General features: G+C 72.1%; 28 protein-coding genes and 1 tRNA gene. 24 read left to right on the top strand and 5 right to left on the bottom strand.

Annotated elements, in window-relative coordinates:
• The first annotated feature begins 1 nt into the window (after position 1).
• From ACFPYL_RS14390 to ACFPYL_RS14375, 4 genes are all read left to right on the top strand, one after another.
• Positions 2–589: an NUDIX domain-containing protein gene (locus ACFPYL_RS14390; RefSeq protein WP_379155354.1), complete on the top strand. Its 588-nt coding sequence runs from the start codon at positions 2–4 to the stop codon at positions 587–589.
• A gap of 135 nt (positions 590–724) precedes the next feature.
• Positions 725–1,849 carry an alanine dehydrogenase gene (gene ald / locus ACFPYL_RS14385; RefSeq protein WP_379155351.1) on the top strand — a complete coding sequence of 375 codons (1,125 nt, stop codon included), beginning with the start codon at positions 725–727 and terminating at the stop codon, positions 1,847–1,849.
• Positions 1,842–2,774 (top strand): site-specific tyrosine recombinase XerD, encoded by a 933-nt coding sequence (gene xerD / locus ACFPYL_RS14380; RefSeq protein ID WP_379155348.1) that lies wholly within the window; start codon positions 1,842–1,844, stop codon positions 2,772–2,774. Before ald ends, xerD begins: the two co-directional genes overlap by 8 nt.
• Entirely contained in the window at positions 2,767–5,292 is a 2,526-nt protein-coding gene (locus ACFPYL_RS14375; RefSeq protein ID WP_379155346.1) for a DEAD/DEAH box helicase, read from the top strand. The genes xerD and ACFPYL_RS14375 overlap by 8 nt, the downstream gene beginning before the upstream one ends.
• On the opposite strand, the gene ACFPYL_RS14370 is transcribed toward ACFPYL_RS14375, so the two are convergent.
• Together ACFPYL_RS14370 and ACFPYL_RS14365 are read right to left on the bottom strand one after the other, a co-directional pair.
• A complete protein-coding gene (locus ACFPYL_RS14370; RefSeq protein ID WP_379155343.1) occupies positions 5,289–6,413 on the bottom strand; it encodes a glycerophosphodiester phosphodiesterase in 1,125 nt (374 codons plus the stop codon). The two genes, ACFPYL_RS14375 and ACFPYL_RS14370, sit on opposite strands and share 4 nt — an antisense overlap.
• 54 nt (positions 6,414–6,467) lie before the next feature.
• Positions 6,468–7,709 carry a glycosyl hydrolase gene (locus ACFPYL_RS14365; RefSeq protein WP_379155340.1) on the bottom strand — a complete coding sequence of 414 codons (1,242 nt, stop codon included), beginning with the start codon at positions 7,707–7,709 and terminating at the stop codon, positions 6,468–6,470.
• A gap of 195 nt (positions 7,710–7,904) precedes the next feature.
• Here ACFPYL_RS14365 and ACFPYL_RS14360 point away from each other — a divergent pair, with 195 nt between their 5' ends.
• From ACFPYL_RS14360 to ACFPYL_RS14330, 7 genes are all read left to right on the top strand, one after another.
• Positions 7,905–9,026, top strand: coding sequence for a hypothetical protein (locus tag ACFPYL_RS14360; RefSeq protein WP_379155337.1), 1,122 nt, complete (start codon positions 7,905–7,907; stop codon positions 9,024–9,026).
• Positions 9,027–9,046: 20 nt separating this feature from the next.
• On the top strand, positions 9,047–9,334 hold the full coding sequence (locus ACFPYL_RS14355; RefSeq protein ID WP_379155334.1) for a GNAT family N-acetyltransferase: 288 nt from the start codon (positions 9,047–9,049) through the stop codon (positions 9,332–9,334).
• Between the two features lie 284 nt (positions 9,335–9,618).
• Complete coding sequence (locus tag ACFPYL_RS14350; protein ID WP_449289715.1) at positions 9,619–10,503, top strand: ParA family protein; 885 nt, start codon at positions 9,619–9,621, stop codon at positions 10,501–10,503.
• Complete coding sequence (locus tag ACFPYL_RS14345) at positions 10,488–10,844, top strand: hypothetical protein (protein WP_379155332.1); 357 nt, start codon at positions 10,488–10,490, stop codon at positions 10,842–10,844. The genes ACFPYL_RS14350 and ACFPYL_RS14345 overlap by 16 nt, the downstream gene beginning before the upstream one ends.
• Positions 10,841–11,752: a segregation and condensation protein A gene (locus ACFPYL_RS14340; RefSeq protein ID WP_379155329.1), complete on the top strand. Its 912-nt coding sequence runs from the start codon at positions 10,841–10,843 to the stop codon at positions 11,750–11,752. The genes ACFPYL_RS14345 and ACFPYL_RS14340 overlap by 4 nt, the downstream gene beginning before the upstream one ends.
• The gene (gene scpB / locus ACFPYL_RS14335) at positions 11,745–12,452 is read left to right on the top strand and encodes an SMC-Scp complex subunit ScpB (RefSeq protein WP_379155326.1); all 708 of its coding nucleotides are present in this window, start codon (positions 11,745–11,747) and stop codon (positions 12,450–12,452) included. The genes ACFPYL_RS14340 and scpB overlap by 8 nt, the downstream gene beginning before the upstream one ends.
• Complete coding sequence (locus ACFPYL_RS14330) at positions 12,449–13,198, top strand: pseudouridine synthase (protein WP_379155324.1); 750 nt, start codon at positions 12,449–12,451, stop codon at positions 13,196–13,198. The genes scpB and ACFPYL_RS14330 overlap by 4 nt, the downstream gene beginning before the upstream one ends.
• 162 nt (positions 13,199–13,360) lie before the next feature.
• Here ACFPYL_RS14330 and ACFPYL_RS14325 read toward each other — a convergent pair whose 3' ends face one another.
• Positions 13,361–13,714 carry an STAS domain-containing protein gene (locus ACFPYL_RS14325; protein WP_379155321.1) on the bottom strand — a complete coding sequence of 118 codons (354 nt, stop codon included), beginning with the start codon at positions 13,712–13,714 and terminating at the stop codon, positions 13,361–13,363.
• Between the two features lie 70 nt (positions 13,715–13,784).
• Between ACFPYL_RS14325 and ACFPYL_RS14320 the strand changes: the two genes are divergently transcribed.
• Genes ACFPYL_RS14320 through ACFPYL_RS14280 form a run of 9 tightly spaced genes read left to right on the top strand, consistent with a single transcriptional unit; the run spans position 13,785 to position 20,812 of the window.
• A complete protein-coding gene (locus tag ACFPYL_RS14320; protein ID WP_379155318.1) occupies positions 13,785–14,573 on the top strand; it encodes a helix-turn-helix domain-containing protein in 789 nt (262 codons plus the stop codon).
• A gap of 10 nt (positions 14,574–14,583) precedes the next feature.
• Complete coding sequence (locus tag ACFPYL_RS14315; RefSeq protein ID WP_379155315.1) at positions 14,584–14,979, top strand: VOC family protein; 396 nt, start codon at positions 14,584–14,586, stop codon at positions 14,977–14,979.
• Positions 14,980–14,989: 10 nt separating this feature from the next.
• Positions 14,990–15,376: a chorismate mutase gene (gene aroH / locus ACFPYL_RS14310; RefSeq protein ID WP_379155312.1), complete on the top strand. Its 387-nt coding sequence runs from the start codon at positions 14,990–14,992 to the stop codon at positions 15,374–15,376.
• Positions 15,369–16,433, top strand: a complete 1,065-nt coding sequence (locus ACFPYL_RS14305) for a prephenate dehydrogenase (protein ID WP_379155309.1) — start codon at positions 15,369–15,371, stop codon at positions 16,431–16,433. Before aroH ends, ACFPYL_RS14305 begins: the two co-directional genes overlap by 8 nt.
• An 11-nt stretch (positions 16,434–16,444) precedes the next feature.
• Positions 16,445–17,146 (top strand): (d)CMP kinase, encoded by a 702-nt coding sequence (gene cmk / locus ACFPYL_RS14300; protein ID WP_379155307.1) that lies wholly within the window; start codon positions 16,445–16,447, stop codon positions 17,144–17,146.
• Positions 17,143–17,898, top strand: coding sequence for a lysophospholipid acyltransferase family protein (locus ACFPYL_RS14295; protein ID WP_379155304.1), 756 nt, complete (start codon positions 17,143–17,145; stop codon positions 17,896–17,898). The genes cmk and ACFPYL_RS14295 overlap by 4 nt, the downstream gene beginning before the upstream one ends.
• Positions 17,895–19,268, top strand: coding sequence for a ribosome biogenesis GTPase Der (der, locus tag ACFPYL_RS14290; protein ID WP_379155301.1), 1,374 nt, complete (start codon positions 17,895–17,897; stop codon positions 19,266–19,268). Before ACFPYL_RS14295 ends, der begins: the two co-directional genes overlap by 4 nt.
• Before the next feature lie 12 nt (positions 19,269–19,280).
• Positions 19,281–20,243, top strand: a complete 963-nt coding sequence (locus tag ACFPYL_RS14285) for a hypothetical protein (protein ID WP_379155298.1) — start codon at positions 19,281–19,283, stop codon at positions 20,241–20,243.
• A gap of 38 nt (positions 20,244–20,281) precedes the next feature.
• A complete protein-coding gene (locus ACFPYL_RS14280; protein ID WP_379155296.1) occupies positions 20,282–20,812 on the top strand; it encodes a DinB family protein in 531 nt (176 codons plus the stop codon).
• A 14-nt stretch (positions 20,813–20,826) separates the two neighbouring features.
• Here the strand turns inward: ACFPYL_RS14280 and ACFPYL_RS14275 are convergent, their stop codons facing one another.
• Positions 20,827–21,549 carry a collagen-like triple helix repeat-containing protein gene (locus tag ACFPYL_RS14275; RefSeq protein WP_379155293.1) on the bottom strand — a complete coding sequence of 241 codons (723 nt, stop codon included), beginning with the start codon at positions 21,547–21,549 and terminating at the stop codon, positions 20,827–20,829.
• A gap of 192 nt (positions 21,550–21,741) precedes the next feature.
• Between ACFPYL_RS14275 and ACFPYL_RS14270 the strand changes: the two genes are divergently transcribed.
• Positions 21,742–21,815: transfer RNA gene (locus tag ACFPYL_RS14270), tRNA-Pro, on the top strand.
• A gap of 71 nt (positions 21,816–21,886) precedes the next feature.
• Here ACFPYL_RS14270 and ACFPYL_RS14265 read toward each other — a convergent pair.
• Positions 21,887–22,441 (bottom strand): hypothetical protein, encoded by a 555-nt coding sequence (locus ACFPYL_RS14265; protein WP_379155291.1) that lies wholly within the window; start codon positions 22,439–22,441, stop codon positions 21,887–21,889.
• 108 nt (positions 22,442–22,549) lie between these two features.
• Here ACFPYL_RS14265 and ACFPYL_RS14260 point away from each other — a divergent pair, with 108 nt between their 5' ends.
• The 3 genes from ACFPYL_RS14260 to ACFPYL_RS14250 are packed head-to-tail and all read left to right on the top strand — an operon-like array spanning position 22,550 to position 24,137.
• Positions 22,550–23,398, top strand: coding sequence for a sensor histidine kinase (locus ACFPYL_RS14260; protein WP_379155288.1), 849 nt, complete (start codon positions 22,550–22,552; stop codon positions 23,396–23,398).
• Between the two features lie 20 nt (positions 23,399–23,418).
• The gene (locus ACFPYL_RS14255) at positions 23,419–23,595 is read left to right on the top strand and encodes a DUF1059 domain-containing protein (RefSeq protein ID WP_379155286.1); all 177 of its coding nucleotides are present in this window, start codon (positions 23,419–23,421) and stop codon (positions 23,593–23,595) included.
• Positions 23,596–23,621: 26 nt separating this feature from the next.
• Positions 23,622–24,137, top strand: a complete 516-nt coding sequence (locus tag ACFPYL_RS14250) for a protein-tyrosine phosphatase family protein (RefSeq protein WP_379155283.1) — start codon at positions 23,622–23,624, stop codon at positions 24,135–24,137.
• Positions 24,138–24,148 lie beyond the last annotated feature (11 nt).

Genomic DNA, 24,148 nt, shown 5'->3' with positions numbered 1-24,148 from the left:
CGTGCCCGAGCTCGCCGACCGGGACGAGGAGTGGCCGGTCGTCCGGTCGGAGGACCTCCACCGCGACGACTGGGTGGTGGCGCTCCGCGCCGACTGGCTGCAGCGACCCGGGCACCCCGACGACCAGCCGTTCAAGCGGTTGGTCCTGGAGCACCCCGGCGCGGTCGTGATCGTCGCCGTCGACGACCAGCAACGGGTGTTCTGTCTGTGGCAGTACCGGCACCCGGCGGGCCGCCGGTTCGTGGAGCTGCCTGCGGGGCTGCTCGACGTCGCGGGGGAAGACCCGCTGGAGGCGGCGCGCCGCGAGCTGCGCGAGGAGGCCGGACTCGAGGCGAGTGACTGGACGGCGCTGACGACGACGTACTCCTCGCCGGGCATCTCCGGCGAGTTGCTGCACTACTTCGTCGCGCGCGGGCTCTCGGCCGCGGACCGCGACGACTTCGTCGCCGAGCACGAGGAGGCGGAGATGCAGACCGGGTGGGTGCCGGCCGCGGACCTGCTCGCCGCCGCCGTCGACGGTGCCCTCGGGGACGCGCACACCGTGATCGCGCTGCTGATGGCGCAGGCTCGGGGTCTTCTGGAAGTGTGAGGGCTCGGAGTCCGGGCCTGAGATGTCGCCACCCCTTGACATCTCCTACGGATTCCGTGGCAATAATGTCGTTGCAGTACGGAATGAGTGTCCGGATCGGACACAGACAACGGTTTCGATGACAGGAGCGAGTCGGTGAAGGTCGGCGTCCCGAAGGAAGTCAAGAACCACGAGTACCGGGTGGCGATCACCCCGATCGGCGTGCACGAGCTGGTCGCCCACGGCCACGAGGTGTTCATCCAGCAGGACGCCGGCGTGGGCTCGTCGATCCCGGACGAGGAGTACGTCGCCGCCGGCGCGACGATGGTGCCCGACGCCGACGCCGCCTGGGGAGCCGACGGCAGCATCGACATGGTGCTCAAGGTCAAGGAGCCGGTCGCCGAGGAGTACCACCGGATGCGCGAGGGGCTGACCCTCTTCACCTACCTCCACCTGGCGGCCGACAAGCCGCTCACCGAGGAGCTGCTGGCCCGCAAGGTCACCGGCATCGCCTACGAGACCGTGCAGCTGCCCTCGGGCGGCCTGCCGCTGCTCTACCCGATGTCCGAGGTGGCGGGCTGCCTCGCGCCGCAGGTCGGCGCCTACTCGCTGCTCAAGGCCCAGGGCGGCCGCGGTGTGCTCATGGGCGGCGTCGGCGGTGTCGCCAACGCCAAGGTCGTCATCATCGGCGCCGGCGTCTCGGGCCAGAACGCCGCGAACATCGCGCTCGGCATGGGTGCCGACGTCACGCTGCTCGACACCGACCTGGACAAGCTGCGGATGTCCTTCTGGCGCTACAACAACCGCGTGCACGGGCTCGCGTCGTCCAAGCTCGCGCTGGAGCAGCAGGTGCGCGAGGCCGACATGGTGATCGGCGCGGTGCTCATCCCGGGCGCGGCCGCGCCGAAGCTGGTCTCCAACCAGCTCGTCTCCGAGATGAAGCCGGGCTCGGTGCTCGTCGACATCGCGGTCGACCAGGGCGGCTGCTTCGAGGACACCCACGCGACCACGCACGCGGACCCGACGTACCAGGTGCACAACTCGACGTTCTACTGCGTGGCCAACATGCCGGGCGCGGTGCCGAACACGTCGACGTACGCCCTGACCAACGCCACACTGCCGTACGCCGTGGCGCTCGCCGACAAGGGCTGGGCGCAGGCCTGCCGCGACGACCGGTCGCTGGCGCTGGGCCTGAACACGCACGCCGGACAGCTCACCAACGGGCCGGTCGGTGCGGCTGTGGGGATCGAGGCCGTCAGCCTCGAAGGTGCCATTGGCTGACGTCGTCCGCGCCGTTCGGACCTACCTCGACCATCTCTCGGTCGAGCGCGGCCTCGCGGCCAACACCCTGACGTCGTACCGCCGCGACCTGCGGCGCTACGTCGCGTTCCTGGGGGAGCGCCAGGTCGACGACCTCGACCAGGTCACCGAGGTGACGGTGACGGACTTCCTCGTGCGGTTGCGCGAGGGCGACGCCGACCACCCGGCGCTGAGCTCGACGTCGGCGGCGCGGACCGTGGTGGCCGTGCGCGGCTTCCACAAGTTCGCCGTCGCGGACGGGCTCGCCGTGAGCGACCCGGCCAGCGGGGTGAAGCCGCCGGCCCCGGCGAAGCGGCTGCCCAAGGCGCTGCCGCTCGCCGACGTCGAGGCGATCCTCGAGGTCGCGGGTGCGCCGGGGACGACGCTGGCGCTGCGGGACCGGGCGCTGCTGGAGCTGCTCTACGGCACGGGTGCGCGGATCTCGGAGGCGGTCGGCCTCGACGTCGACGACCTCGACGCCGTCGAGGGCACCGTGCTGCTGCGCGGCAAGGGCAGCAAGGAGAGGATCGTGCCGGTCGGGTCGTTCGCGCGGGACGCGATCGACGCCTACCTGGTGCGGGCCAGACCGGAGCTCGCCGGGGTCTCGACCGGCTCGACCAACGGGGGCGCGCTCTTCCTCAACGCCCGGGGCGGCCGGCTCTCGCGGCAGTCGGCGTGGTCGGTGCTGGTCAAGGCCGCCGACCGGGCCGGCGTGACGAAGGACGTCTCGCCGCACACCCTGCGGCACTCGTTCGCGACGCACCTGCTCGACGGCGGCGCCGACGTACGCGTGGTGCAGGAGCTCCTGGGGCACGCGTCGGTGACGACCACCCAGGTGTACACACTGGTGACCGTGGACAACCTGCGCGAGGTCTTCGCGACGGCGCATCCGAGGGCCCGTGACTGACCTCCTCGACGACATCACGCAGGCGGCGGCCGACCGCGGACTCACGCTCTACGAGCACCAGGAGGAGGCGATCCTGGCCCTGCTCGCGGGGGACAACGTGGTGCTCGCGACGCCCACCGGCTCGGGCAAGTCGCTGGTCGCCGAGGCGGCGCACCGGGCGGCGCTGGCCGAGGACCGGGTCTCGTTCTACACCGCGCCGATCAAGGCGCTGGTGAGCGAGAAGTTCTTCGCCCTCTGCGAGGTCTTCGGCGCCGACGACGTCGGGATGCTGACGGGCGACGCCTCGGTCAACCCGGACGCGCCGATCATCTGCTGCACCGCCGAGGTGCTCGCCAACATCGCGCTGCGCGAGGGCCGGCACGCCGATGTCGGGCTCGTGGTCATGGACGAGTTCCACTTCTACGCCGAGCCGGACCGGGGCTGGGCGTGGCAGGTGCCGCTGCTCGAGCTGCCGCAGGCCCAGTTCCTCCTGATGTCGGCCACGCTCGGCGACGTCAGCGAGCTCGCCGCCGACGTCTCCCGGCGCAACGGGCGCGAGACGACGGTCGTCGACGACGCCGTACGACCGGTGCCGCTGAGCTTCTCGTGGCAGCTCACCCCGCTCGCGGAGACGCTGGAGGAGCTGGTCACGACCGGACAGGCGCCGGTGTACGTCGTGCACTTCACGCAGAAGGACGCCGTCGAGCACGCGACCTCGCTGCTCAACGCCGGCTGGGCAGCGGCCGACCGCGAGCAGCGCGACGAGATCGGCGAGCGGCTGGCCGGCTTCCGGTTCGGCGCGGGCTTCGGCAAGACCCTCTCCAAGCTCCTGCGGCGCGGCATCGGCGTCCACCACGCCGGGATGCTGCCGCGCTACCGCCGGGTCGTCGAGCAGCTCGCCCAGGCGGGCCTGCTGCGGGTCATCTCCGGCACGGACACGCTCGGGGTGGGCATCAACGTGCCGATCCGGACGGTGCTCTTCACCGGCCTCGCGAAGTTCGACGGCAGCCGCTCACGGATCCTGCGCACCCGGGAGTTCCTGCAGATCGCGGGCCGCGCGGGGCGCGCCGGCTTCGACACGGCCGGGTACGTCGTCGTGCAGGCGCCCGAGCACGTCATCGAGAACGAGAAGGCCAAGGCGAAGATCGCCGAGCGCCAGGCGGCCGGGCGCAAGAACTCCAAGGTGCAGCTCAAGAAGCCGCCCGAGGGGACCGTCGTGTGGACCGAGCAGACCTACGACAAGCTCGTCGAGGGGCAGCCCGAGCCGCTGGTGTCGCGGATGAAGGTCGACAACGCGATGCTGATCAACGTCCTCGCCCGCGACGAGGACGCGTTCACCGTCATGCGCCGGCTGCTGACCGACAACCACGAGGACCGCCGTCAGCAGCTGCGGCTGGCCCGACGGGCGCTGCGGCTGGCCCGGTCGCTGGTCCGGTCGGGCGTGCTGACCCGCCTCGACGAGGTCGACGAGCTCGGTCGCCGCTACGTGCTGACCGTCGACCTGCCGGTGGACTTCGCGCTCAACCAGCCGCTGGCGCACTTCGCGCTGGCGGCGCTCGACGTGCTCGACCCGGAGGCCGAGACCTACACGCTCGACATCGTGTCGGTCATCGAGGCGGTGCTCGAGGGGCCGCGGCAGATCCTCTTCCAGCAGCAGCACGTCGCGCGCGGCGAGGCGGTCGCGGAGATGAAGGCCGACGGGCTGGAGTACGAGGAGCGGATGCAGATGCTCGAGGAGGTCACCTGGCCGAAGCCGCTGGCCGAGCTGCTGGGCGCGACGTACGAGATCTACCGCGAGCGGCACCCGTGGCTCCGGGAGGACGCGCTCGACCCGAAGTCGGTCGTGCGGGAGATGTACGAGCAGGGGATGAGCTTCACCGACTTCGTGAGCCGCTACCAGCTCGCCAGGTCGGAGGGCCTGGTGCTGCGCTACCTCACGGACGCCTACCGGACGCTGCGGCAGACCGTGCCCGAGGCGCACCGCACGCCCGAGCTCGACGACCTGGTCGAGTGGCTCGGGGAGACGGTGCGGCAGACCGACTCGTCGCTGCTCGACGAGTGGGAGGCGCTCAACGACCCGGACCACGTGCGGAGCGACGTCGCCCACCACGAGCCGCCGCCCTCGCCGCGGGCGATCTCCAAGCAGACCCGCGCCTTCCGGGTGATGATCCGCAACGCGATGTGGCGTCGCGTCGAGCTGGTCGCGCGCGACGACCTCGACGGGTTGATGCGGCTCGAGCGCTCGGCCGCGGACCGCACCGACCCGCCGGCCGAGGTCGTGATGACCCGGTCTGCCTGGGACGAGGCGATCGAGGAGTACTACGCCGAGCACGACGAGGTGCTGACGGACGCCGACGCCCACGGCCCGGCGCTGCTGGTGGTCACCGAGTCGGGGACGTCGTGGCAGGTGCGCCAGACGATCCACGACCCCGAGGGCCACCACGACTGGGTGATCGACGGGGTCGTGGACGTCGAGGCGTCCGACGAGACCGGGGAGCTGGTGCTCTCGACCGTGGCGATGCATCGCCTCGGCGGTTAGCCGCGCTCGTCGAGCCAGTCGTCGCGAGCGGCGACGGCGGCGTCCGGGTAGTCGGCGAAGAGCCCGTCGACGCCGGCGTCGAGGAAGGCCGTGATCTCCGCGTGGATGTCACCGTCGGCGTTCGGGTCGGTGCCGATCCGGAAGTTGGTCGCCATGAACTGGTTCTCGTTGCGGAGCGTGAACACGACGACCTTCAGGCCGACCCGGTGGGCGTCGTCGACGAGGTCGCTCGGCTCGCCGGTGGCACCGGTGGCCGGGTCGCGGGGGAGCACCAGGTCCTTGTTGGGACCGACCCAGTCGGCGTACCGCGAGATGGACCGCAGGCCGCTCGGCGTCACCATCGCGGCGTACGTCGTGCCCGGCTGGTCGAACGGGCCGCCGGCGGCGTCGACGAGCTGCTCGAGGGGCAGGTCGGTCTGCCGGTCGAGCTGGCGCAGGTTGCCGACCTCGAAGGACTGGATGACGACCTTGTCGCGCTTCGAGTCGAGCCCGAAGCGGTCCAGCGTGCGCAGCATCGGCTCCTCCAGGGAGAGGCCGATCGAGTCGAAGTACGACGGGTGCTTGGTCTCCGGCGCGACGCCGATGGTGCGGCCGGTGCGGCGCTCCTCGCGTTGCACGAGGCGGAGCACCTCGGCGAACGTCGGGACCTCGAAGCGGCCGTCGTACGCCGTGTTCTCGGGACGCACCTGGGGGAGCCGCTCCTTGGCGCGGAGGGTCTTCAGCTCGGCGAGGGTGAAGTCCTCGGTGAACCAACCGGTGACCGGGCGGCCGTCGATGACCTTGGTCGCCTTGCGGTCGGCGAACTCCGGGTGGTCGGCGACGTCGGTGGTGCCGCTGATCTCGTTCTCGTGGCGGGCGACCAGGACGCCGTCCTTGGTGGAGACCAGGTCGGGCTCGACGTAGTCGGCGCCGAGCTCGATCGCGAGGCGGTAGGAGGCGAGCGTGTGTTCGGGCCGGTAGCCGGACGCGCCGCGGTGGCCGAAGACCTGCGGGACCGCGTGGTGGCCGTGACCGTGGCGCGTGCCGTGGTCGTGGTGGTCGTGCGCCTGGGCGGGCGCGACCGTGAGCAGGGGCAGGGTGAGGACGGCGCCGACGGCGCCGAGCATGATCCGAGAAGTCATGCCTCGATCGAAACGGGGCCAGGTGACGTCGGGGCGAGGACGCGGTGAACAGGGTCAGTCGACGGAGCAGAACCCGCTGCGGCACGAGTCGAGCCAGGACCGGCCGTGCGTCAGCGAGGACAGCTGCTTGACGCCGGTGCCGTCGTCGAACCAGAACATCGACCACATCGGCGGGTTCGCGAGGCTCCGCGCGGCGCGGGTGACGGCTGCCGGGTCCCAGGACGCGTCGTGGGTCTCGTAGGGGCCGACCTCGGTGAACGTCATCCGGCGGACCTTCGCGGCGACCGCGGCGTACCCCGTCGTCGGCAGTGCCTCGCCCGGCCGGCTGTAGCTGTCCATGCCGGCGAGGTCGACGCGCGTCGGCAGCAGCCCGACCGGTGCCGTCGTGTTGGTCCCGGTGTCGGCGTTGAAGCTGTAGGCCCAGAGCACGTTGTGCACGCCGAGGCCCGCTGCGCGGGCCTGCATCGCCGACCAGAGCGCGCGGTAGGTCGCGGCCTCCGGGTGCCCCCACCAGAACCAGTCGCCGTTGGCCTCGTGCAGCGGCCGGAAGACGACGGCGACACCCTGGTCCTGGAGCGCCTCGAACAGCTGCATGCCGGCGTCGAAGTCGGCCCAGAACGCCGTCGCGGCGGGGGTGTCGGCCAAGAGCTGGTCGAGGTTCGCAGGACGAGGGTCGTTGTAGGGCCCGGCCGTCCAGGGGTTGTCCGGGTGCCAGGAGACGCTCAGCACCGCGCCCTCCTGGGCCAGCCCGCTGAGGTAGTCGAGAGGGCGTACGGCGAAGCCGTAGCCCTCGCTGTCGACGAGCTCCCTGAGGTCGAGACCGACGACGTGGACCGGCCGGGCGCCGAGTGCTGTCAGCGGGGCGGCGTACTCGCTGTTGGAGACGTTGAGCTGCTGGCCGGCACCCATGGCGGACGCCGACTGCCAGCGGTCCAGGCGGGCGGCCAGGCAGCGCGCCCCGTCCGTTGCCTGCTGGTCGACGAGGGCGACCCGGGGCGTGCAGCTGGACGTGGTCACGACGGTGACGGTAACCGGCCGCGAGACCGCTCGCAGTGCGGGACGCGGGGAGCCGCGCAGCACCCGGAGCTGCTGCACGCCGACGGTCGCGGTGGAGAGGCGCACGGCGACGCGCCCGGCGGCGTCGGTCCGGGGACGGGCCAGGGTCACCCACCGTCCGGTGGCGCGACGCTGGACCAGCAGGCGCACGCCCTTCTGCGCCGGGCGGAGCCGGGCCGAGAGCGTCGCCGGCTCGCCGACCGGCACCGTGGCCGGACCGACCTCGGCCGTGACGCTCACGCGGTGCGGCTGGTGCGAGCGCGCGTCGACAGGGGTCACCCCGGACGCGATCAAGCCCCCCGTGAGCAACCCCGATAGCACGAGCCGAACGGCCCCCCACCGTTGCACCCCGCAAGTCTAGGTGGCCGCGCGGCGGAAGTCGCAGTTTCACGCAACTGGCAGCGACGCCTGCCGATCGATGGCAGCGTGACCCTCATGTTCTCCGTCCGGCGCGCCCTCGTCGCGGTGGCCGCCCTGGCCCCCGTCGTGACGCTGCTGGGCTCGACCCCGTCGGCGCCCGCCGCCGACCCGACCTCCGGGCAGGACGCCGTCCAGCTCCGGAAGGCGTCGCCGATCGTCGTCAGCGCGCCCAAGACGGCCAGGACGGGGACCGCGATCCGGTTCGCCGGCGACGTCGTCGTGGCAAAGAAGCCGCGCGCGGTGCAGCTGGCCGAGAAGCGCAGCGGTCGCTGGAAGGTGGTCGCCCGGACCAGGTCGGCGCGCACCGGCAGCTTCGCGTTCCGGCTGCCGGCCGGCACGACGGCGGCCACCCGCGTCTTCCGGGCCCAGGCGCCGGCGGCGGGCGGTCTCCGCGGGCTCGTCACCGGCAGCCTCAAGGTCAAGGTCACCAAGACCTCTGGCAGCTCCGGCGGCACCGGCGGCACCGGGCCGACGGTCCCGGGCACCGACGACTACGACGCCGCCGAGGCGCTGCCCAACGGGTACGACGCCGCCGGGTCCAAGAACGACTGGTCCTCGCTGTTCGGCAAGGACAGCGTCCGGTGGGACCCCTGCACCGTGATCACGTGGCGGTACAACCCCGACGGCGAGGCCTACGACGCGCGCGCCGACGTGACCCGGGCGATCGCGAAGATCTCCGGTGTCTCCGGGCTGAAGTTCAAGTACGTCGGGACCAGCTCCTTCAGCTACCGCGGGCAGAACCACCCGACCTTCCCGGACGACGCCGACCTCTTCGTGTCGTGGGCGAGCGCGGCCCAGTACGACGACCTCCAGGGATCGACCGTCGGGGTGGGCGGTGGCTACGCCACCAGCCAGGGGGCGGCCGCCCTCGACGTCGACTGGCGGATGGCCAACGGCTACCTGACGCTGGACAAGGGCGCCTCCCAGGTCGCGTCCGGCTTCGACGGGTCCGGCTGGGGCCAGATCATGATGCACGAGACGCTGCACGCCATGGGCCTGGGCCACGCGGCGTCCGACCCGGGCAGCCGCGAGGTGATGGCCCCGGTCGCCACGTCGCTCAACTACCGGTTCGGCGCCGGCGACATCACCGGCATGCACAACATCGGCGAGCGTCCGGGCGACGGCTGCACCTGGTGACCCGCCCGTAGGCTGGGCCCATGGCCGACGTCGAGACCTCCCACAACCCCGCCGAGCACCGCTACGAGGCGCACCTGGACGGGGAGCTGGCCGGTTTCGCGGCGTACGACCTGACCGACCGGCTGGTGATCTTCACGCACACCGAGGTGGACCCGAAGTTCGAGGGCCACGGCGTCGGCTCGGCGCTGGCCCGCTACGCGCTCGACGACGTGCGCGCGACCGGCACACACGAGGTGCTGGCGCTGTGTCCCTTCATCAAGAGCTGGATCGGCAAGCACCCCGAGTACGAGGATCTCCTCCACAGGTAAGTGCACAGGCGACACCTGCCCTGTGCACCCACGCGGGCCCGAGTGCACAGATTTCCCAGTCTGCTTGGGGGTTTCCGCCCCACTGTTGTCGCTGTCGGAGGGCGGTCCTAGGCTCGCCGGAAGTCGACCACAAGTCGCCGTGTCGACAAGTCGGGGAGGAGCGTCGGATGAGCTCAGGTGGGACCTTCGGAGGACCGTCCGCTGCCGGCGAGATGCCGCCCCAGATCCGCACGCCCCACCTTCCCGACAGCCTGCCTTCCCCCGATCCGCGAGATGAGCTGCCCGTGTCCGACCCCCTGCCCTTCGAGCGCCCCGCGGGTGCCGAGCCGAAGCTCGGACCCACCGGGCGTCCGATGCCCGACCTGCCCGAGCCAGGACCGGTGGCCACCCACGGCCGCGCCCGCGTGGTGTCGATGTGCAACCAGAAGGGGGGCGTCGGCAAGACCACGACGACGATCAACCTCGGGGCCTCGCTCGCCGAGTACGGCCGCAAGGTGCTGCTGGTCGACTTCGACCCGCAGGGCTCGCTGTCGGTCGGGCTGGGGCTCAACCCCCACGAGATGGACCTCAGCATCTACAACCTGCTGATGGACCGCGACGTCACCCTCGACGAGGTCGTCGTGAAGACCGGCATCGACGGCATGGACCTGCTGCCGTCCAACATCGACCTGTCCGCCGCCGAGGTGCAGCTCGTGCACGAGGTGGCCCGGGAGCAGACCCTGCAGCGGGTGCTCGAGCCCGCGCTCGCGACGTACGACGTCATCCTCATCGACTGCCAGCCCTCCCTCGGCCTGCTGACGGTCAACGCGCTGACGGCCTCCGACGGCGTCATCGTCCCGCTGGAGTGCGAGTACTTCGCGCTGCGCGGCGTGGCCCTGCTCAAGACGACCATCGACAAGGTCCGCGAGCGGCTCAACCCCAAGCTCGAGATCTACGGCGTGCTCGGCACGATGTACGACGGCCGCACCCTGCACAGCCGCGAGGTCATGGAGCGGCTGGTCCAGGCATGGGGCGACACGGTCTTCCACACCGTGATCCGGCGGACCGTGAAGTTCTCCGACGCGACCGTGGCGGGCGAGCCGATCACGGCGTACGCCTCCAGCTCCGCCGGCGCTGACTCCTACCGTCAGCTGGCCAAGGAGGTGCTGGCTCGTTGGCCCGACGAGTGAGCCTGCCCGCGGCCGACGACCTCTTCCGCCGTACGGCGCAGGGCGCGGAGCCGTCCTCCGTCGAGGCCGCGCCCGCCGACCCGGCGCCCGCGGCTGCGGAGGAGGAGACCTCCGCGCCGAAGAAGCCGAGCGGACGGGTGCGGCACGACGAGAAGATGACGGTCTACGTGACGTCCGACGAGCTGCTCGACATCGAGCACGCCCGGCTCGGCCTGCGCCGCTCGCACGGCCTGGCCGTCGACCGGGGACGCCTGGTGCGCGAGGCGATCGCGATGGTGCTCGCCGACTTCGAGGCCAACGGTGACGACAGCGCCCTCGTCCGTCGATTGACCGAGGGATGACCGCCGACATCCAGGAGCCCGGCGCCACCGTCGTGGCGGGGGAGACCACGCCGGTCTCCGCCCCCGAGTTCGCCCTGCACCTGGACAACTTCGAGGGTCCCTTCGACCTGCTGCTCAACCTGATCGCCAAGCACAAGCTCGACATCACCGAGGTCGCGCTGTCGAAGGTGACCGACGAGTTCATCGCCCACGTGAAGGCCGGTGGGCCGGTCTGGGACCTCGAGCAGACGACGTCGTTCCTGCTGGTGGCGTCGACGCTGCTCGACCTCAAGGCGGCGCGGCTGCTGCCGTCGGGCGACGTCGAGGACGAGGAGGACCTCGCGCTGCTCGAGGCGCGCGACCTGCTCTTCGCCCGGCTGATGCAGTACAAGGCGTTCAAGCAGGTCGCGTCCGTGCTCGAGCAGCGACTCGCGGCCGAGTCCAAGCGGCACCCGCGCGCGGTCGGCCTCGAGGAGAGGTACGCCGGGCTGCTGCCCGAGGTGCTGATCGGGATCGGGCTCGACCAGTTCGCGCAGCTCGCCGCGAAGGCCCTGGAGCCCAAGCCGGTGCTCGAGCTGTCGCTGCACCACATCCACGCGGCCAAGGTGAGCGTGCGCGAGCAGGCGGCCCTGGTCGTCGAGCGGCTGCGGCGCAGCGGGTCGATGACGTTCCGCGCGCTGTGCGGCGACTCGCCCGGCCGGCTGACCACGGTCGCCCGGTTCCTCTCGCTGCTGGAGCTGTTCCGCGAGGGCGCGGTCGGCTTCGAGCAGGTGACCCCGCTCGGCGAGCTGACCGTACGGTGGACCGGGGACGACGACACCGACGTGGACGAGCTGGTCACCGACGAGTTCGACGGAGCACCGCCCGAGGCCCAGACCGAGGTGGCCGACGTACGAGAAGCGCTGGAGCAGGAGAACGACGATGACTGAGACGGAGACCGAGTCGCAGGTGACGACCGAGGCCGACGAGACGATCGCGGTGCCGCTCGCCGCGCTCCGGCCCTCGCTGGAGGCGCTGCTGATGGTGGCCGACCAGCCGATGGAGACGGTCAGCCTGGCCACGGCGGTGGGCTACCCGGTCGCCGAGGTCACCGAGGCCCTGGGCGCGCTCGCCGCCGAGTACGACGAGCAGGTGCGCGGCTTCGAGCTGCGCAACGTCGGCGGCGGCTGGCGCTACTACACGCGCGAGGAGTTCGCCGCGGTCGTGGAGGGCTACATCCTCGACGGCCAGCAGGCCCGGCTGACCCAGGCGGCGCTCGAGACGCTGTCGGTCGTGGCCTACAAGCAGCCCGTCTCCCGGGCCCGGGTCTCCGCGATCCGTGGCGTGAACGTCGACGGCGTGATGCGCACGTTGCTCAACCGGGGCCTGGTCGAAGAAGCAGGCCAGGACCACGAGACCGGCTCGAACCTCTACCGCACGACCGGCTACTTCCTGGAGCGGATCGGTGTCTCCTCGCTCGACGAGCTGCCCGAGCTCGCGCCGTACCTGCCCGACATGGCCGACCTCGAGGACGAGCTCGCCGAGATGGTCGCGCCGGCCCCGGTGCTGAGCGAGCCGGCTCCCGAGGGGCACCCCTCGCCGCACAGCGGCGACGGCACCGAGCCCGACGGTGGGACCGAGCCCACGTGAGCGAGATCCAGACCGACGACGACGGGCTGATCCGGCTCCAGAAGCTGCTCGCGATGTCGAACGTCGCGTCCCGCCGCAAGTGCGAGGAGCTGATGCTCGACGGCAAGGTCGAGGTCGACGGCGAGGTCGTCACCCGGCTCGGCACCAAGGTGGACCCGCGCACGGCGGTGATCCGTGTCGACGGCAAGCGGCTGCCGCCGGTCTCCGAGAAGGTCTACCTGGTGCTGAACAAGCCCCGGGGCGTGGTCTCGACGATGTCCGACCCGGAGGGCCGGCGCTCGCTCGGCGACCTGGTCGCGGACCGTCCCGAGCGGCTCTTCCACGTCGGCCGGCTCGACACCGACACGGCCGGGCTGATCATCCTCACCAACGACGGCGACTTCGCGCAGCGGCTGGCGCACCCGTCGTACGAGGTGGACAAGACGTACGTCGCCGAGGTCGAGGGCGAGATCTACCGGCGCACCCTCAAGCAGCTGCTCGAGGGCGTGACGCTCGACGACGGCCCGGTCACGGTGAGCAAGGCGCGGATCATCGAGGCCGGCAAGGAGAAGTCGATCGTCGAGATCGTCATCCACGAGGGCCGCAACCGGATCGTGCGGCGGCTGATGGACCACATCGGCTACCCGGTGCGCCGTCTCACCCGCACCCAGCTCGGCCCGGTCGTGCTGCGCGGGCTGCTGTCGGGGGAGATGCGCGACCTCACGCTCGACGAGCTCGGCGAGCTGCTCGACAGCACCCAGCTCTAGGGCACGGCTCCTTATCCGGGAGCGCCTGCTACGCAGGCTTTCGCATCCGATCTGGCCGCGTTGTCGGCGACTCGACGGGACTCCGTCCCGCCTTCGCACCTCCGCCTTGCCAGATACGGCGCGAAATCCTGCTCGCGACGGCGCCGGATAAGGAGACGCACCCTAGCCCGCGAGGGCCTCGTCGACGGACGCCCGGAGCTCGAAGACCCGGTCGAGCGCGGTCGCGGCGAACACCCGGGTCGCGGCCTCGCTGGGCACCAGCACCAGCGACCCCTTGAGCACCCGCGCCCGCTTGTGCGCGCCGATCAGCGCGCCCAGGCCCAGCGAGTCGATGAAGGTGACCCCGGTCAGGTCGATCACCAGGTGCGGCGGGCCGTCGACCTGGAGCCGGCTGACCCGGTCGCGGAGCTGGGGCACGGTGGCGAGGTCGATCTCGCCGGCGCAGCGGACGACGCGGGTCGCGCCGACCAGCTCGTCGCTGACGGCGAGGATCGGGGGGTCGTCGATCGTGGTCACCCCAGATGTCTACAGGATTGGTGGCGTTCGCGGCTCACCCCTGCGGGCACCTCGTCGTAGCGTGGGTCACATGGCCCCGGTCGCGCCCGCGCTGGCGCCGTACGTCGCCTCCCTGACGGCGTACGACGTGGACCTCGGTGCGCCCGGCGTGCACCGGGGGCTGCCGTCGACGACGCTCACCCTCGTGCTCCCGGTCGGGGACCCGCTCGACGTGGGCTGGCGCGGCGTGCCCTCCAGCCGGGAGACGCGGTGGTCGAGCGTGTCCGGCCTGCACGCCCGGCCCGCCGAGATCCACCATGACGGACACCAGCGCGGGGTCCAGCTGGGTCTGACCCCGATCGGCGCCCGGGCGCTCCTCGGCCTGCCGGCCGCCGAGCTGTCCGGGGAGATGCTCGAGCTCGCCGAGGTGGCGCCCCGGCTGAGGCACCTGCCCGAGCGCCTGGCGGAGTGCCCGGCCGACCTGCGCGCGACCCTCGTCGCGCGGGCGCTCCTCGCCGAGCTCGCCCACCGCGGCGCGCCGGCCGCCCGGGCCGAGGTCGGCCGGGCGCTGGCCGGCCTGACGCGCGGCGCGACGGTGCAGCAGGTCGCCGACGACGTCGGCTACAGCCGCCGGCACCTCGCGACCCTGGTCCGGCGCGAGTGCGGGCTGACGCCGCAGGAGGTCCGCCGGGTCGGGCGCTTCGAGCGCTCGCGCGCCCAGCTGGGGCGCCGCCCGCTGGCGGCGGTCGCCCACGACTGCGGGTACGCCGACCAGGCGCACCTCAGCCGGGAGTGGGTCGATCTGGCCGGCTGCCCGCCGACGACCTGGCTGCGCGAGGAGTTCCCGTTCCTTCAAGACCTGGGCCGCGCCGAGCCGTGACGATGAGGGCATGAGCAACGCAGCGGACATCCGCCTCTGGCACACCATGACCTTCCGCGACGCGGACCGGATGATCGCGTGGTTGAGCGTGATCGGCTTCGTCGAGCACGCGACCTACCGCGACGAGACCGACCCGGGCACCGTCGTCCACGCCGAGTGGCTCTGGCCGGACGGGGGAGGCGGCCTGATGTTCGGCAGCGAGCGCCCCGACGGTGCGGTCGGCAACGCCGGCGGCTCCGCGGCGTACCTCGTCATGGACGACCCGGACGGCGTGTTCGACCGCGCCGTCGCGGCCGGCGCGACGGTCGTGCGGGAGATGGTCGACCAGGACTACGGCGGCCGCGGCGGGAGCGTCGAGGATCCAGAGGGCAACCACTGGTCCTTCGGGAGCTACCAGCCTCGATAGTGTTGCCCGCGTGGCAGTCAGGGCAGTGCGAGGAGCGACCCAGCTCGACGAGGACGTGCGTGACCACATGCTCGAGCGTGTGGCGGAGATGGTCACCGACGTCATGGAGTCCAACGGGCTCGAGGTCGACGACTTCATCTCGGTGATCTTCACTGCGACCTCCGACCTGCACTCGGAGTTCCCGGCGTACGCCGCGCGGCGGCTCGGCTTCGGCGACGTGCCGCTGATCTGCGCGCGCGAGCTGGAGATCGAGGGCTCGATGCCGCGCGTCGTGCGGATGATGGCGCACGTCGAGACCGACCTCCCGCGCGCCGACATCACGCACGTCTACCTGCACGGAGCCGCAGCGCTGCGCCGCGACCTGACCCGGGTGCGAGCGGTGCCCGACGATGAGTGACGGCCTGGTCGGACCTGTCGAGGTCGTCGGTGTCGGCCTGCTCGGCACCTCGGTCGCGCTCGCGTGCCGCCGGGCCGGGCTCGACGTGCTGCTGACCGACGTCTCGGCCGACCACGTGCGCACCGCCTCCGCGCTCGGCGCCGGGCGGCCCCGGGTCGAGGGCGACCGGCCCCAGCTCGTCGTCGTCGCGGTGCCGCCCGACCACCTCGGCGCGGCCATCGCCCAGGCGCTGCGTGACAGCGACGCCGTCGTGACCGACGTCGGCAGCGTCAAGACCGGCCCGCTCGCGGCCGTGGCCGGCGAACCGGGGGTACGCCGCTACGTCGGGGGGCACCCGATGGCCGGCAGCGAGCGCTCCGGCCCGCTGGCTGCGACCGCCGACCTGTTCGAGGGCCGCCCGTGGGCCGTGGCGCCGCACCCGGACGCCGACCCCGACGGGGTCGCGCTCGTGGAGCAGCTCGCCGAGCTGTGCGCCGCCGTGGTGGTGCGGCTCAGCCCGGAGGACCACGACCGCGCCGTCGCCCGGACCTCGCACGTGCCGCACCTGCTGGCGTCGCTGGCCGCGGGACGGCTCGCCGACGCGCCCGCCGACTACCTGAAGCTGTCGGGCCAGGGCGTGCGCGACGTGACGCGGGTGGCGGGTGGGAGCCCGGAGCTCTACGGGCAGATCGTGGCCGCCAACTCGGCGGCGGTCGTCGAGCTGCTCGCCGAGGTGCGGGTCGGGCTCGACGCCATGATCAGCGCCCTCACCGACGCCGACCGGGCCCGGCTCTGGGAGCTGCTGGAGCGCGGCGTCGACGGCACCCGGGCGATCCCGGGCAAGCACGGCGGGCCGGTGCGACCGACCGCCTCGGTGTTCGTCTCCGTGCCCGACGAGCCCGGCGTCCTGGCCCGGCTCTTCGCCGCGGCGGGGGAGAGCGACGTCAACATCGAGGACGTGCACATCGACCACGACCTGGGCCGCGAGGTCGGTCTCGTGGAGCTGCTCGTCGACGAGACCCGGGCGGAGCACCTGCTCGCGTCGCTCGAATCCCGCGGTTGGGTGACACACCGGTAGGCTGCGGCCCCGTGAACAGCTCTGCGCGCTCGGTTGCCCCTGGTCTTGTCGTCGCCGTGGACGGCACCTCCGGATCGGGCAAGTCGAGCACCTCGCGCGGCGTCGCCGACCGGCTCGGGATGCGCTACCTCGACACGGGTGCGATGTTCCGCGCGATGACGTGGTGGCTGCTGCGCGCGGGCGTCGACGTCCACGACCCGACAGCGGTCGCCGCTCGCTGCGCCGAGCCCGCGATCGTCTCCGGCACCGACCCGCTGGCGCCGACGATCACCGTCGACGGCGTCGACGTGGCGACCGCGATCCGCAGCGACGAGGTCAACGCGGCCGTGTCGCCGGTGAGCGCCGTCCCCGAGGTCCGCTCCCGTCTCCTCGAGCTCCAGCGCGCCGTCATCGCGGCCGAGTCCGCCGAGAGCGGCATCGTCGTCGAGGGCCGCGACATCGGGTCGGTCGTCGTCCCCGACGCTCCCGTGAAGCTCTACATCAGCGCCGACGCCGCCGCCCGCGCCGTCCGCCGGGCCGCCGAGCAGGGTGGCGCCGACGTCGCCGCGACGCAGGAGTCGCTGCTCGCCCGCGACAAGATCGACTCCGGCCGGGCGACGGCCCCGCTGACCATGGCCGACGGCGCGGTGCACATCGACACCACGCCGTACACCCTCGACGAGGTCATCGGCCTGGTCGTGGCCCTCGTCGAGGACGTGGGGGCACACCCGTGACCGACCCGCACCTCGAGCGACCCCGCAGCGACCAGGTCAAGGGCGCCCCGCGCTTCCTGCTCCACACGCTGCGGCCGCTCGCGCGCTGGGTCATCCGTCGGCGGTACGACGTGCAGGTGCACGACGCCGCCCACGTGCCGGCCACCGGGCCGGTGATCTTCGCCTCCAACCACGTCGGCGTCATCGACGGTCCGCTGCTCGCGATCTTCGCGCCCCGTCCCGCTCACGTGCTGACCAAGATCGAGATGTTCCGGGGCTTCATGGGGCGGTTCCTGTGGGCGTCGGGGCAGGTCCCGCTGGACCGGTTCAACACCGACCCGCGCGCGGTGAAGACCTGTCTCAAGGCGCTGCGCGACGGCCGGGTGGTGGGCATCTACCCCGAGGGCAGCCGCGGCGCCGGGGACCTCGAGCGGTTCCACCGCGGTGCGGCCTACCTCGCGCTGGTCTCCGGAGCCCCCGTCGTACCCGTGACGACGCTCGGCAGCCGCGAGCCCGGCGGCACCAGCGGCTCGCTGCCGAAGCGGGGGGCGGTCGTCGACGTCGTCTTCGGCGAGGCCTACCGGCTCGAGGCCGTGCCCTGGCCCCGGACCCGGGAACAAGTGGAGAAGGCCTCGTTGTTGCTCCGAGAGCACATGCTGGTCCAGCTGGACCGGGCGCGCGCGTCGACCGGCCGGGAGCTCCCGGGTCCGCTGCCGCCCACTGACGTAGATCCAGACCCCGCCACCGGGGTCACCGATGAAGGAGCACCATGACCGAGCACGACCCGGCCCCCCTCGATGCAGCGGAGGGCGTGGCTGAGGACACCGGGCCGGTCCCGATCCTCGCCGTCGTCGGTCGGCCCAACGTCGGCAAGTCGACCCTCGTCAACCGGATCATCGGTCGGCGCGAGGCCGTCGTCGAGGACATCCCGGGCGTGACCCGGGACCGGGTGTCCTACGACGCCAACTGGAGCGGGCGCGCCTTCACCGTCGTCGACACCGGCGGCTGGGACCCGGACGCCCGCGGCCTCGCCGCCTCGATCGCCGCGCAGGCCGAGATCGCCGTACGCCTCGCCGACGCCGTGCTCTTCGTCGTCGACGCCACGGTCGGGATCACCGATCACGACGAGGCGGTCGTGCGGATCCTGCGCGCCTCCGGCAAGCCCGTCGTGCTCGCCGCCAACAAGGTCGACGACCAGCGCACCGAGGCGGAGACCTACGGGCTGTGGAACCTCGGGCTCGGTGAGCCGTTCCCGGTGTCGGCGCTGCACGGCCGCGGATCGGGCGACATGCTCGACGCCGTGCTGGCCGCCCTGCCCGAGCCCCCGCCCGAGCGGCTGGGCGAGGTCGGCGGACCGCGTCGCGTCGCGATCGTCGGCAAGCCCAACGTCGGCAAGTCGTCGCTGCTCAACCAGCTCGCGGGGGAGCAGCGCGTCGTCGTCGACAACGTCGCCGGCACGACCGTCGACCCCGTCGACGAGCTGATCGAGCTCGGTGGCGAGGTCTGGCGCTTCATCGACACCGCCGGCCTGCGCAAGCGGGTCAAGGAGGCGTCGGGCCACGAGTACTACGCGTCGCTGCGGACCTCGACCGCGATCGACCGCGCCGAGGTCGCCGTCCTCGTGCTCGACGCCGAGCAGTCGATCTCCGAGCAGGACGTCCGCATCCTCCAGACCGTCCGCGAGGCCGGCCGCGCCCTGGTGATCGCCTTCAACAAGTGGGACCTCGTCGACGAGGAGCGCCGCTACTACCTCGAGCGCGAGATCGAGCGTGAGCTCGTGCAGGTGCAGTGGGCGCCGCGGATCAACTTCACGGCCCGCACCGGCTGGCACATCGACCGGCTGGTGCCCGCGCTGGACAAGGCGCTCGCCGGGTGGGAGACCCGGATCTCGACCGGTGCCCTCAACGGCTTCCTCGGTCGCCTGGTCGCCGAGCACCCGCACCCGGTCCGCAGCGGCAAGCAGCCGCGGATCCTCTTCGGCACCCAGGCCTCGACCGCGCCGCCGACGTTCGTCCTCTTCACGAGCGGCAAGCTCGACGCGTCGTACGAGCGGTTCATCGAGCGCCGCCTGCGCGAGGAGTTCGGCTTCGTCGGGACCCCGATCGTGCTGCAGCAGCGGCCGCGGGAGAAGCGCAAGCGGTAGTACCGTCGTCGGATGCGACGACTGATCGTCCTCCTGCTGGTGAGCACTGCGCTGGTGGTGGTCCCGAACGCAGCCGCGCAACCGGCGCCGGTGGAGCGCGCCGTGGGCGGTTGCCGGGTCTTCCCGGTGGACAACTGGTGGAACGCCGACGTCAGCGGACTGCCCGTCCACGCCCGCAGCCGGCAGTGGCTCTCGCACATGTCCACCGACCGCGACCTGCACCCCGACTTCGGGCCGTCGTACGGGGACGGGCCCGCCTACGGCATCCCGGTCACGGTCGTGAAGCCGTCGCACGCGAAGGTGCGGGTGCGCTTCGACTACGCCGACGAGAGCGATCGGGTGCGCTACCCGCTCGGCAAGGACACCCGGGTCGAGGGCGGCCGCGGCTCGGACGGCGACAAGCACACGGTCGTCGTCGACCGAGGTGCCTGCAAGCTCTACGAGACCTGGAACACCCGGACCAGCGGAGGTCGCTGGGTGGCGGGCTCCGGGGCGGTGTGGTCGCTGCGCTCCAACGCGCTGCGCCCCGACGGCTGGACCTCAGCCGATGCCGCCGGGCTGCCGATCCTGCCGGGGCTGCTGCGCTGGGCCGAGGTGAAGGCGGGCCGGGTCGACCACGCGATCCGGTTCACCACCGACGTGACCAGCCGGCACCACCTCTGGCCGGCCCGGCACGACGCCGGCTCGCGCGCCAGCCAGGCCTTCCCGCCGATGGGTGCCCGGTTCCGGCTGAAGGCCGGCTTCTCGACCGCGGGCCTCTCGCCGGCGACCGTCGCGGTGGTGCGGGCGATGAAGACCTACGGCCTCGTGCTCGCCGACAACGGGTCGCCGTGGTTCTTCCAGGGCGAGCAGAACCGGCACTGGCCGGAGCGGCTGATCGAGGAGCTCAAAGGCATCCCCGCGTCGGCGTTCGTCGCGGTCGACACCTCCTCGTTGCGGGTCTCGAAGAACTCCGCCCAGGTCGCCTCTCATTGAGGACAGATCCTGACCTGTTGCGTTCCTAGAGTCGTGGCATGACCACAGAACGCGACGACCTCCTCGACCTCCTGACCAAGCACCGCGACCTCTTCCGGTTCACCGTGCGCGACCTGACCGACGAGCAGGCAGCGGCCACCCCGACCGCCAGCGCGCTCTGCCTCGGCGGCCTCGTGAAGCACGTGACGCTCGTCGAGAAGACCTGGGCCGACTTCATCGTCGAGGGCCCGGCCGAGCAGCCCGACATCGACTGGGAGAGCATCGACTGGAGCAACCCCCCGGCCTCGGTCCAGGAGTACACCGACGGGTTCCGGATGCTCGAGGGGGAGACCCTGCCGAGCCTGCTCGCGACGTACGACGAGGTCGCCGAGGCGACCGACGCGCTGCTCGCCAACCCGGAGCTCGACCTCGACTCGCGCCAGCCGCTCCCGGCGCAGCCGTGGTTCGAGCCGGGCGCCAGCTGGTCGGCGCGCCGGGTGTTCGCCCACATCGTGGCCGAGACCGCCCAGCACGCCGGCCATGCCGACATCATCCGCGAGACCATCGACGGCCAGAAGTCGATGGGCTGAGGACCCTCCCGAGCTCAGTCCACCCGGATCGCCGAGACGTGCGAGACGGCCTGGAACTTGCCGCTGTCGGCCGAGCCCTGGTTGTCGGCGTACCCGAACGCGTAGACCAGGATCTCGGTCGGCGCGGCGAGGTCGATCACCCGGGTCGTCTGGCAGCTCGACTCGCGGTCTGCGAGCGGACTCGTGGAGTCGGTGAAGCAGGTGCCCACGTCCACGCCCCAGTCGGTGCCGTCGTCGATCCGCAACGCCAGCTGGAGCCTGGTGAGGCCCGAGACCACCGCCGTCGAGTGGAAGAACCCGTCGGCGCTGAGCTGGTAGGTGCCGGCCGGCAGCGTGAACGAGTCGAGCTCGGTCGCGCGCACCGTCGCGGTGAACTTCCCGAACGTGCCGCCGATGTTGGCGACCGTGGTGGCCGCGCTGCTCGCGTCGGCGGCCAGGGCGCCGAGCTGGTCGGACGCCGCCGGGCCGGGCGGTCCCTGGATGCCCTGGATGCCCTGGACCCCCTGGGCCCCGTTCGTGCCGTCCGCGCCGTCCGACCCGGCTTGGCCTGCGGGGCCTCGGGGCCCCGCCTGCTTGAGCTGGCGCACGACCGCCGGGCTGAGGTCCACGGTCTGGATCGTGCCGTTCTTGATCTGCGCGCTGGTCACGAGCTGTACCCCGACGGCGCCGCCGGTCGCTCCGACCACCAGGGCGACGGCAGCGCCGACGCCGATCATCACCTTGCTGCTGCGGTTCATGGTGGTGCCTCCCTCTTCCCCCGGAGCCAGAAACGTCTAGAACGTACGACTAGACCAGGCTGCGTGTGACGGGAATCACATAAGCGACGGAGGCGGTCCGAGACAGGCGTGAAAGCGGCACCCGATGCCGGTCGAACGCCCGGGCTGCGGTAGTGTTCACGCCGGTTCGCTGCTCACGAGGCGGCGGCCGTTCGGGCTGTAGCGCAGCTTGGTAGCGCACTTGACTGGGGGTCAAGGGGTCGCAGGTTCAAATCCTGTCAGCCCGACCGGAGAAACTGCAGGTCAGAGGCCGCTTCCCGCACTCGCGGGAGGCGGCCTCTGCTGCGTCTCCAGGCGCTCAGTAGAGCGGTCGCGAGGGCTTGGCCACGCGGTCCTGGACCAGGCCCTGGGCGATGTAGAGGACCCCGAGCTTGATGCTGGAGGGCTGGCCGAGCTTGGAGTACGGGATCGTCATCAGGACGTTGCGCTTGTCCTTGTTCAGCTTGAGTCCGCAGACGCGGCACACGCGCTCGTTGCCGTGCGGTGCGCGCGGCCACAGGGCGAGGACGTAGTGACCGCGATCGTTTGCGTCGTAGACGTGGACCTGGGTGCGGTTGGCGTCGAAGGAGAGCTGGTCGAGCCGGTTCCACCGCACGTCCTTGCGGAGCTGGACCAGCACCCGCAAGGTGGCGTCCTTGCCGGTGCCGACGTGCTGGTACGTCGTGCGGATGACGTCGGGGAAGTGGTAGTCGGGTTCGTAGCCGGTGTCGTTCTTGCGGTCCTTGATCACGATCGTGTCGTACGCCGTGGCGTGGGCCGGGGCCGTGTCGACAAGCGCGAGCGAGCCGCCGAGAGTGAGCGCCGCCGCGGTGGTGAGCAGGCGTCGGGCGATGGATCGGGGCGAGCTGGTCATGACGTCCTCCACGGCGGGGCGGGTTGCTGGGTTGACAGGTTCTGCCCGTCGGGAGTCACAGCCAAACGGGCCGCTCAGGTCGGCTTCTGCGCGACCGATCAGGTAGCCATGTCCGAAGGAGCAGCGTGGCGTCCGGAGGTGCTCGAGGGCGGTCGCGCCCGTGACGAGCACGACCCGCGGGTGCAGGCGGTCCTCGAGGTGCTCGGCGGGCGCAGCACCGGCGAGGTGGCGGCGCGCTGGTCGGTCGACCCGGCGCTGGTGCACCGGTGGGTGGCGGCGTTCGTCGAGGCCGGCGCGGCGCAGGTGACCAACACGCCCGACCCGGAGGCGGCGAACCAGCGGGACCGGTTCCTGGCGGCGTTCGCGCACGAGCTGCGTACGCCGTTGACCGTCGCCCGGGGCTGGGTCGCGATGCTCGAGGAGGACGACCTGCCTCCGAAGATGGTGGCCAGCTCGCTCGCCAAGCTCGCGGACGCGCTGGCGCGCCTCGCGGACCGGATCATCGACGTGGAGCTGCTCGCCGCGTCCTCGCTCGGACTGACGCGGCTCGAGCCGACGTACGTCACGATCGGCGAGCTCGCGGCCGACCTGGAGGGGCTCGGGGAGATCGCGGGCCTCGGCGGCGACGTGGGCGTCACGGTCGACCCGGACCACTTCCGTCGGGTGCTCCGTGACCTCTGGCTGGCCGGTCGCTCGATCCCGGTGCCGCGCTCGCTGCGGCTCGAGGTCGCCGAGATCGGGCCCTGGTTGGAGCTGCGCGTGGTGCGCGAGGCGGACCCCATCGACACCGAGGTGCTGCAGGCGCTCTTCGAGCCCTTCGACCTCAACGACGACGGCACGGGCGTGACGATCGGGCTCTACCTCGCGCGGGCGCTCGTTGTTGCTCATGGCGGGACGCTGGGTGCCGATCAGGACCAGGACGGCGCCGTGCTCTGGGTGCGGATCCCACGCCGCTGACCCTGAGTGGAAGGACAACGATGTTCAAGCTTGCCTGTGGAGACGTGATGCCGGGCTGCGCCGCCCGGTTCGAGAACTCCGACCGGGGCGCGATGCTCGGCCAGGTCGCCGCCCACGCCGCGAGCGCGCACGGGATCACGGAGATCACCCCGGAGGTCCTCGCCGCGGTCGAGAGCCAGATCAGCTTCGCCGCCTGAGCGTCGCTGACGGGTAGGTTGCGGGCGTGCTCTGCCACGCCTGCTACGCCGAGCCGGCGTCGATGCCGGACTGCGCGGCGTGCCGGGGGACCGGTCGCGCGTCGTCGATGCCGCTCTGTGTCGACCCGTGGAACGAGGTGGTTCCCGGGCTCTTCCAGGGCGGCCACGACGTCCTGTCGCAGTCCGGCTCGGCGTGCGTCGTCGGCGACGAGTTCGACCTGGTCGTGAGTCTCGCGACCCGTCCGGGCTACGGCCCGAGCGAGGGCGTCGAGCACGTGGTGCTCCGCCTCGCCGACGCTGCGATCGACCCGGCGACCGGCGCCCGGGTCGACGAGGTGGCGGCGCAGGTCGCGGACGCCGTACGCGACGGACGGCGGGTGCTGGTGCGCTGCTCGGGAGGGCTGAACCGCTCCGGGCTGGTCGTCGCGAGCGCGCTGGTGCGGCTCGGGAGCACGCCGGACGCAGCGATCGACGCCGTCCGCGCGGCGCGCGGGCCGTGGGCGCTGACGAACCCGGGATTCGTGGCGTACCTGCGCGCCTGATTCGCGTGACA

It is taken from the genome of Nocardioides hankookensis, from assembly GCF_042658885.1.
In the GTDB taxonomy this organism is placed as follows: Bacteria; Actinomycetota; Actinomycetes; order Propionibacteriales; family Nocardioidaceae; genus Nocardioides; species Nocardioides hankookensis.
The sequence above is the reverse complement of the archived record's forward strand: the minus strand, read 5'-3'. Positions and strand labels throughout refer to the sequence as shown.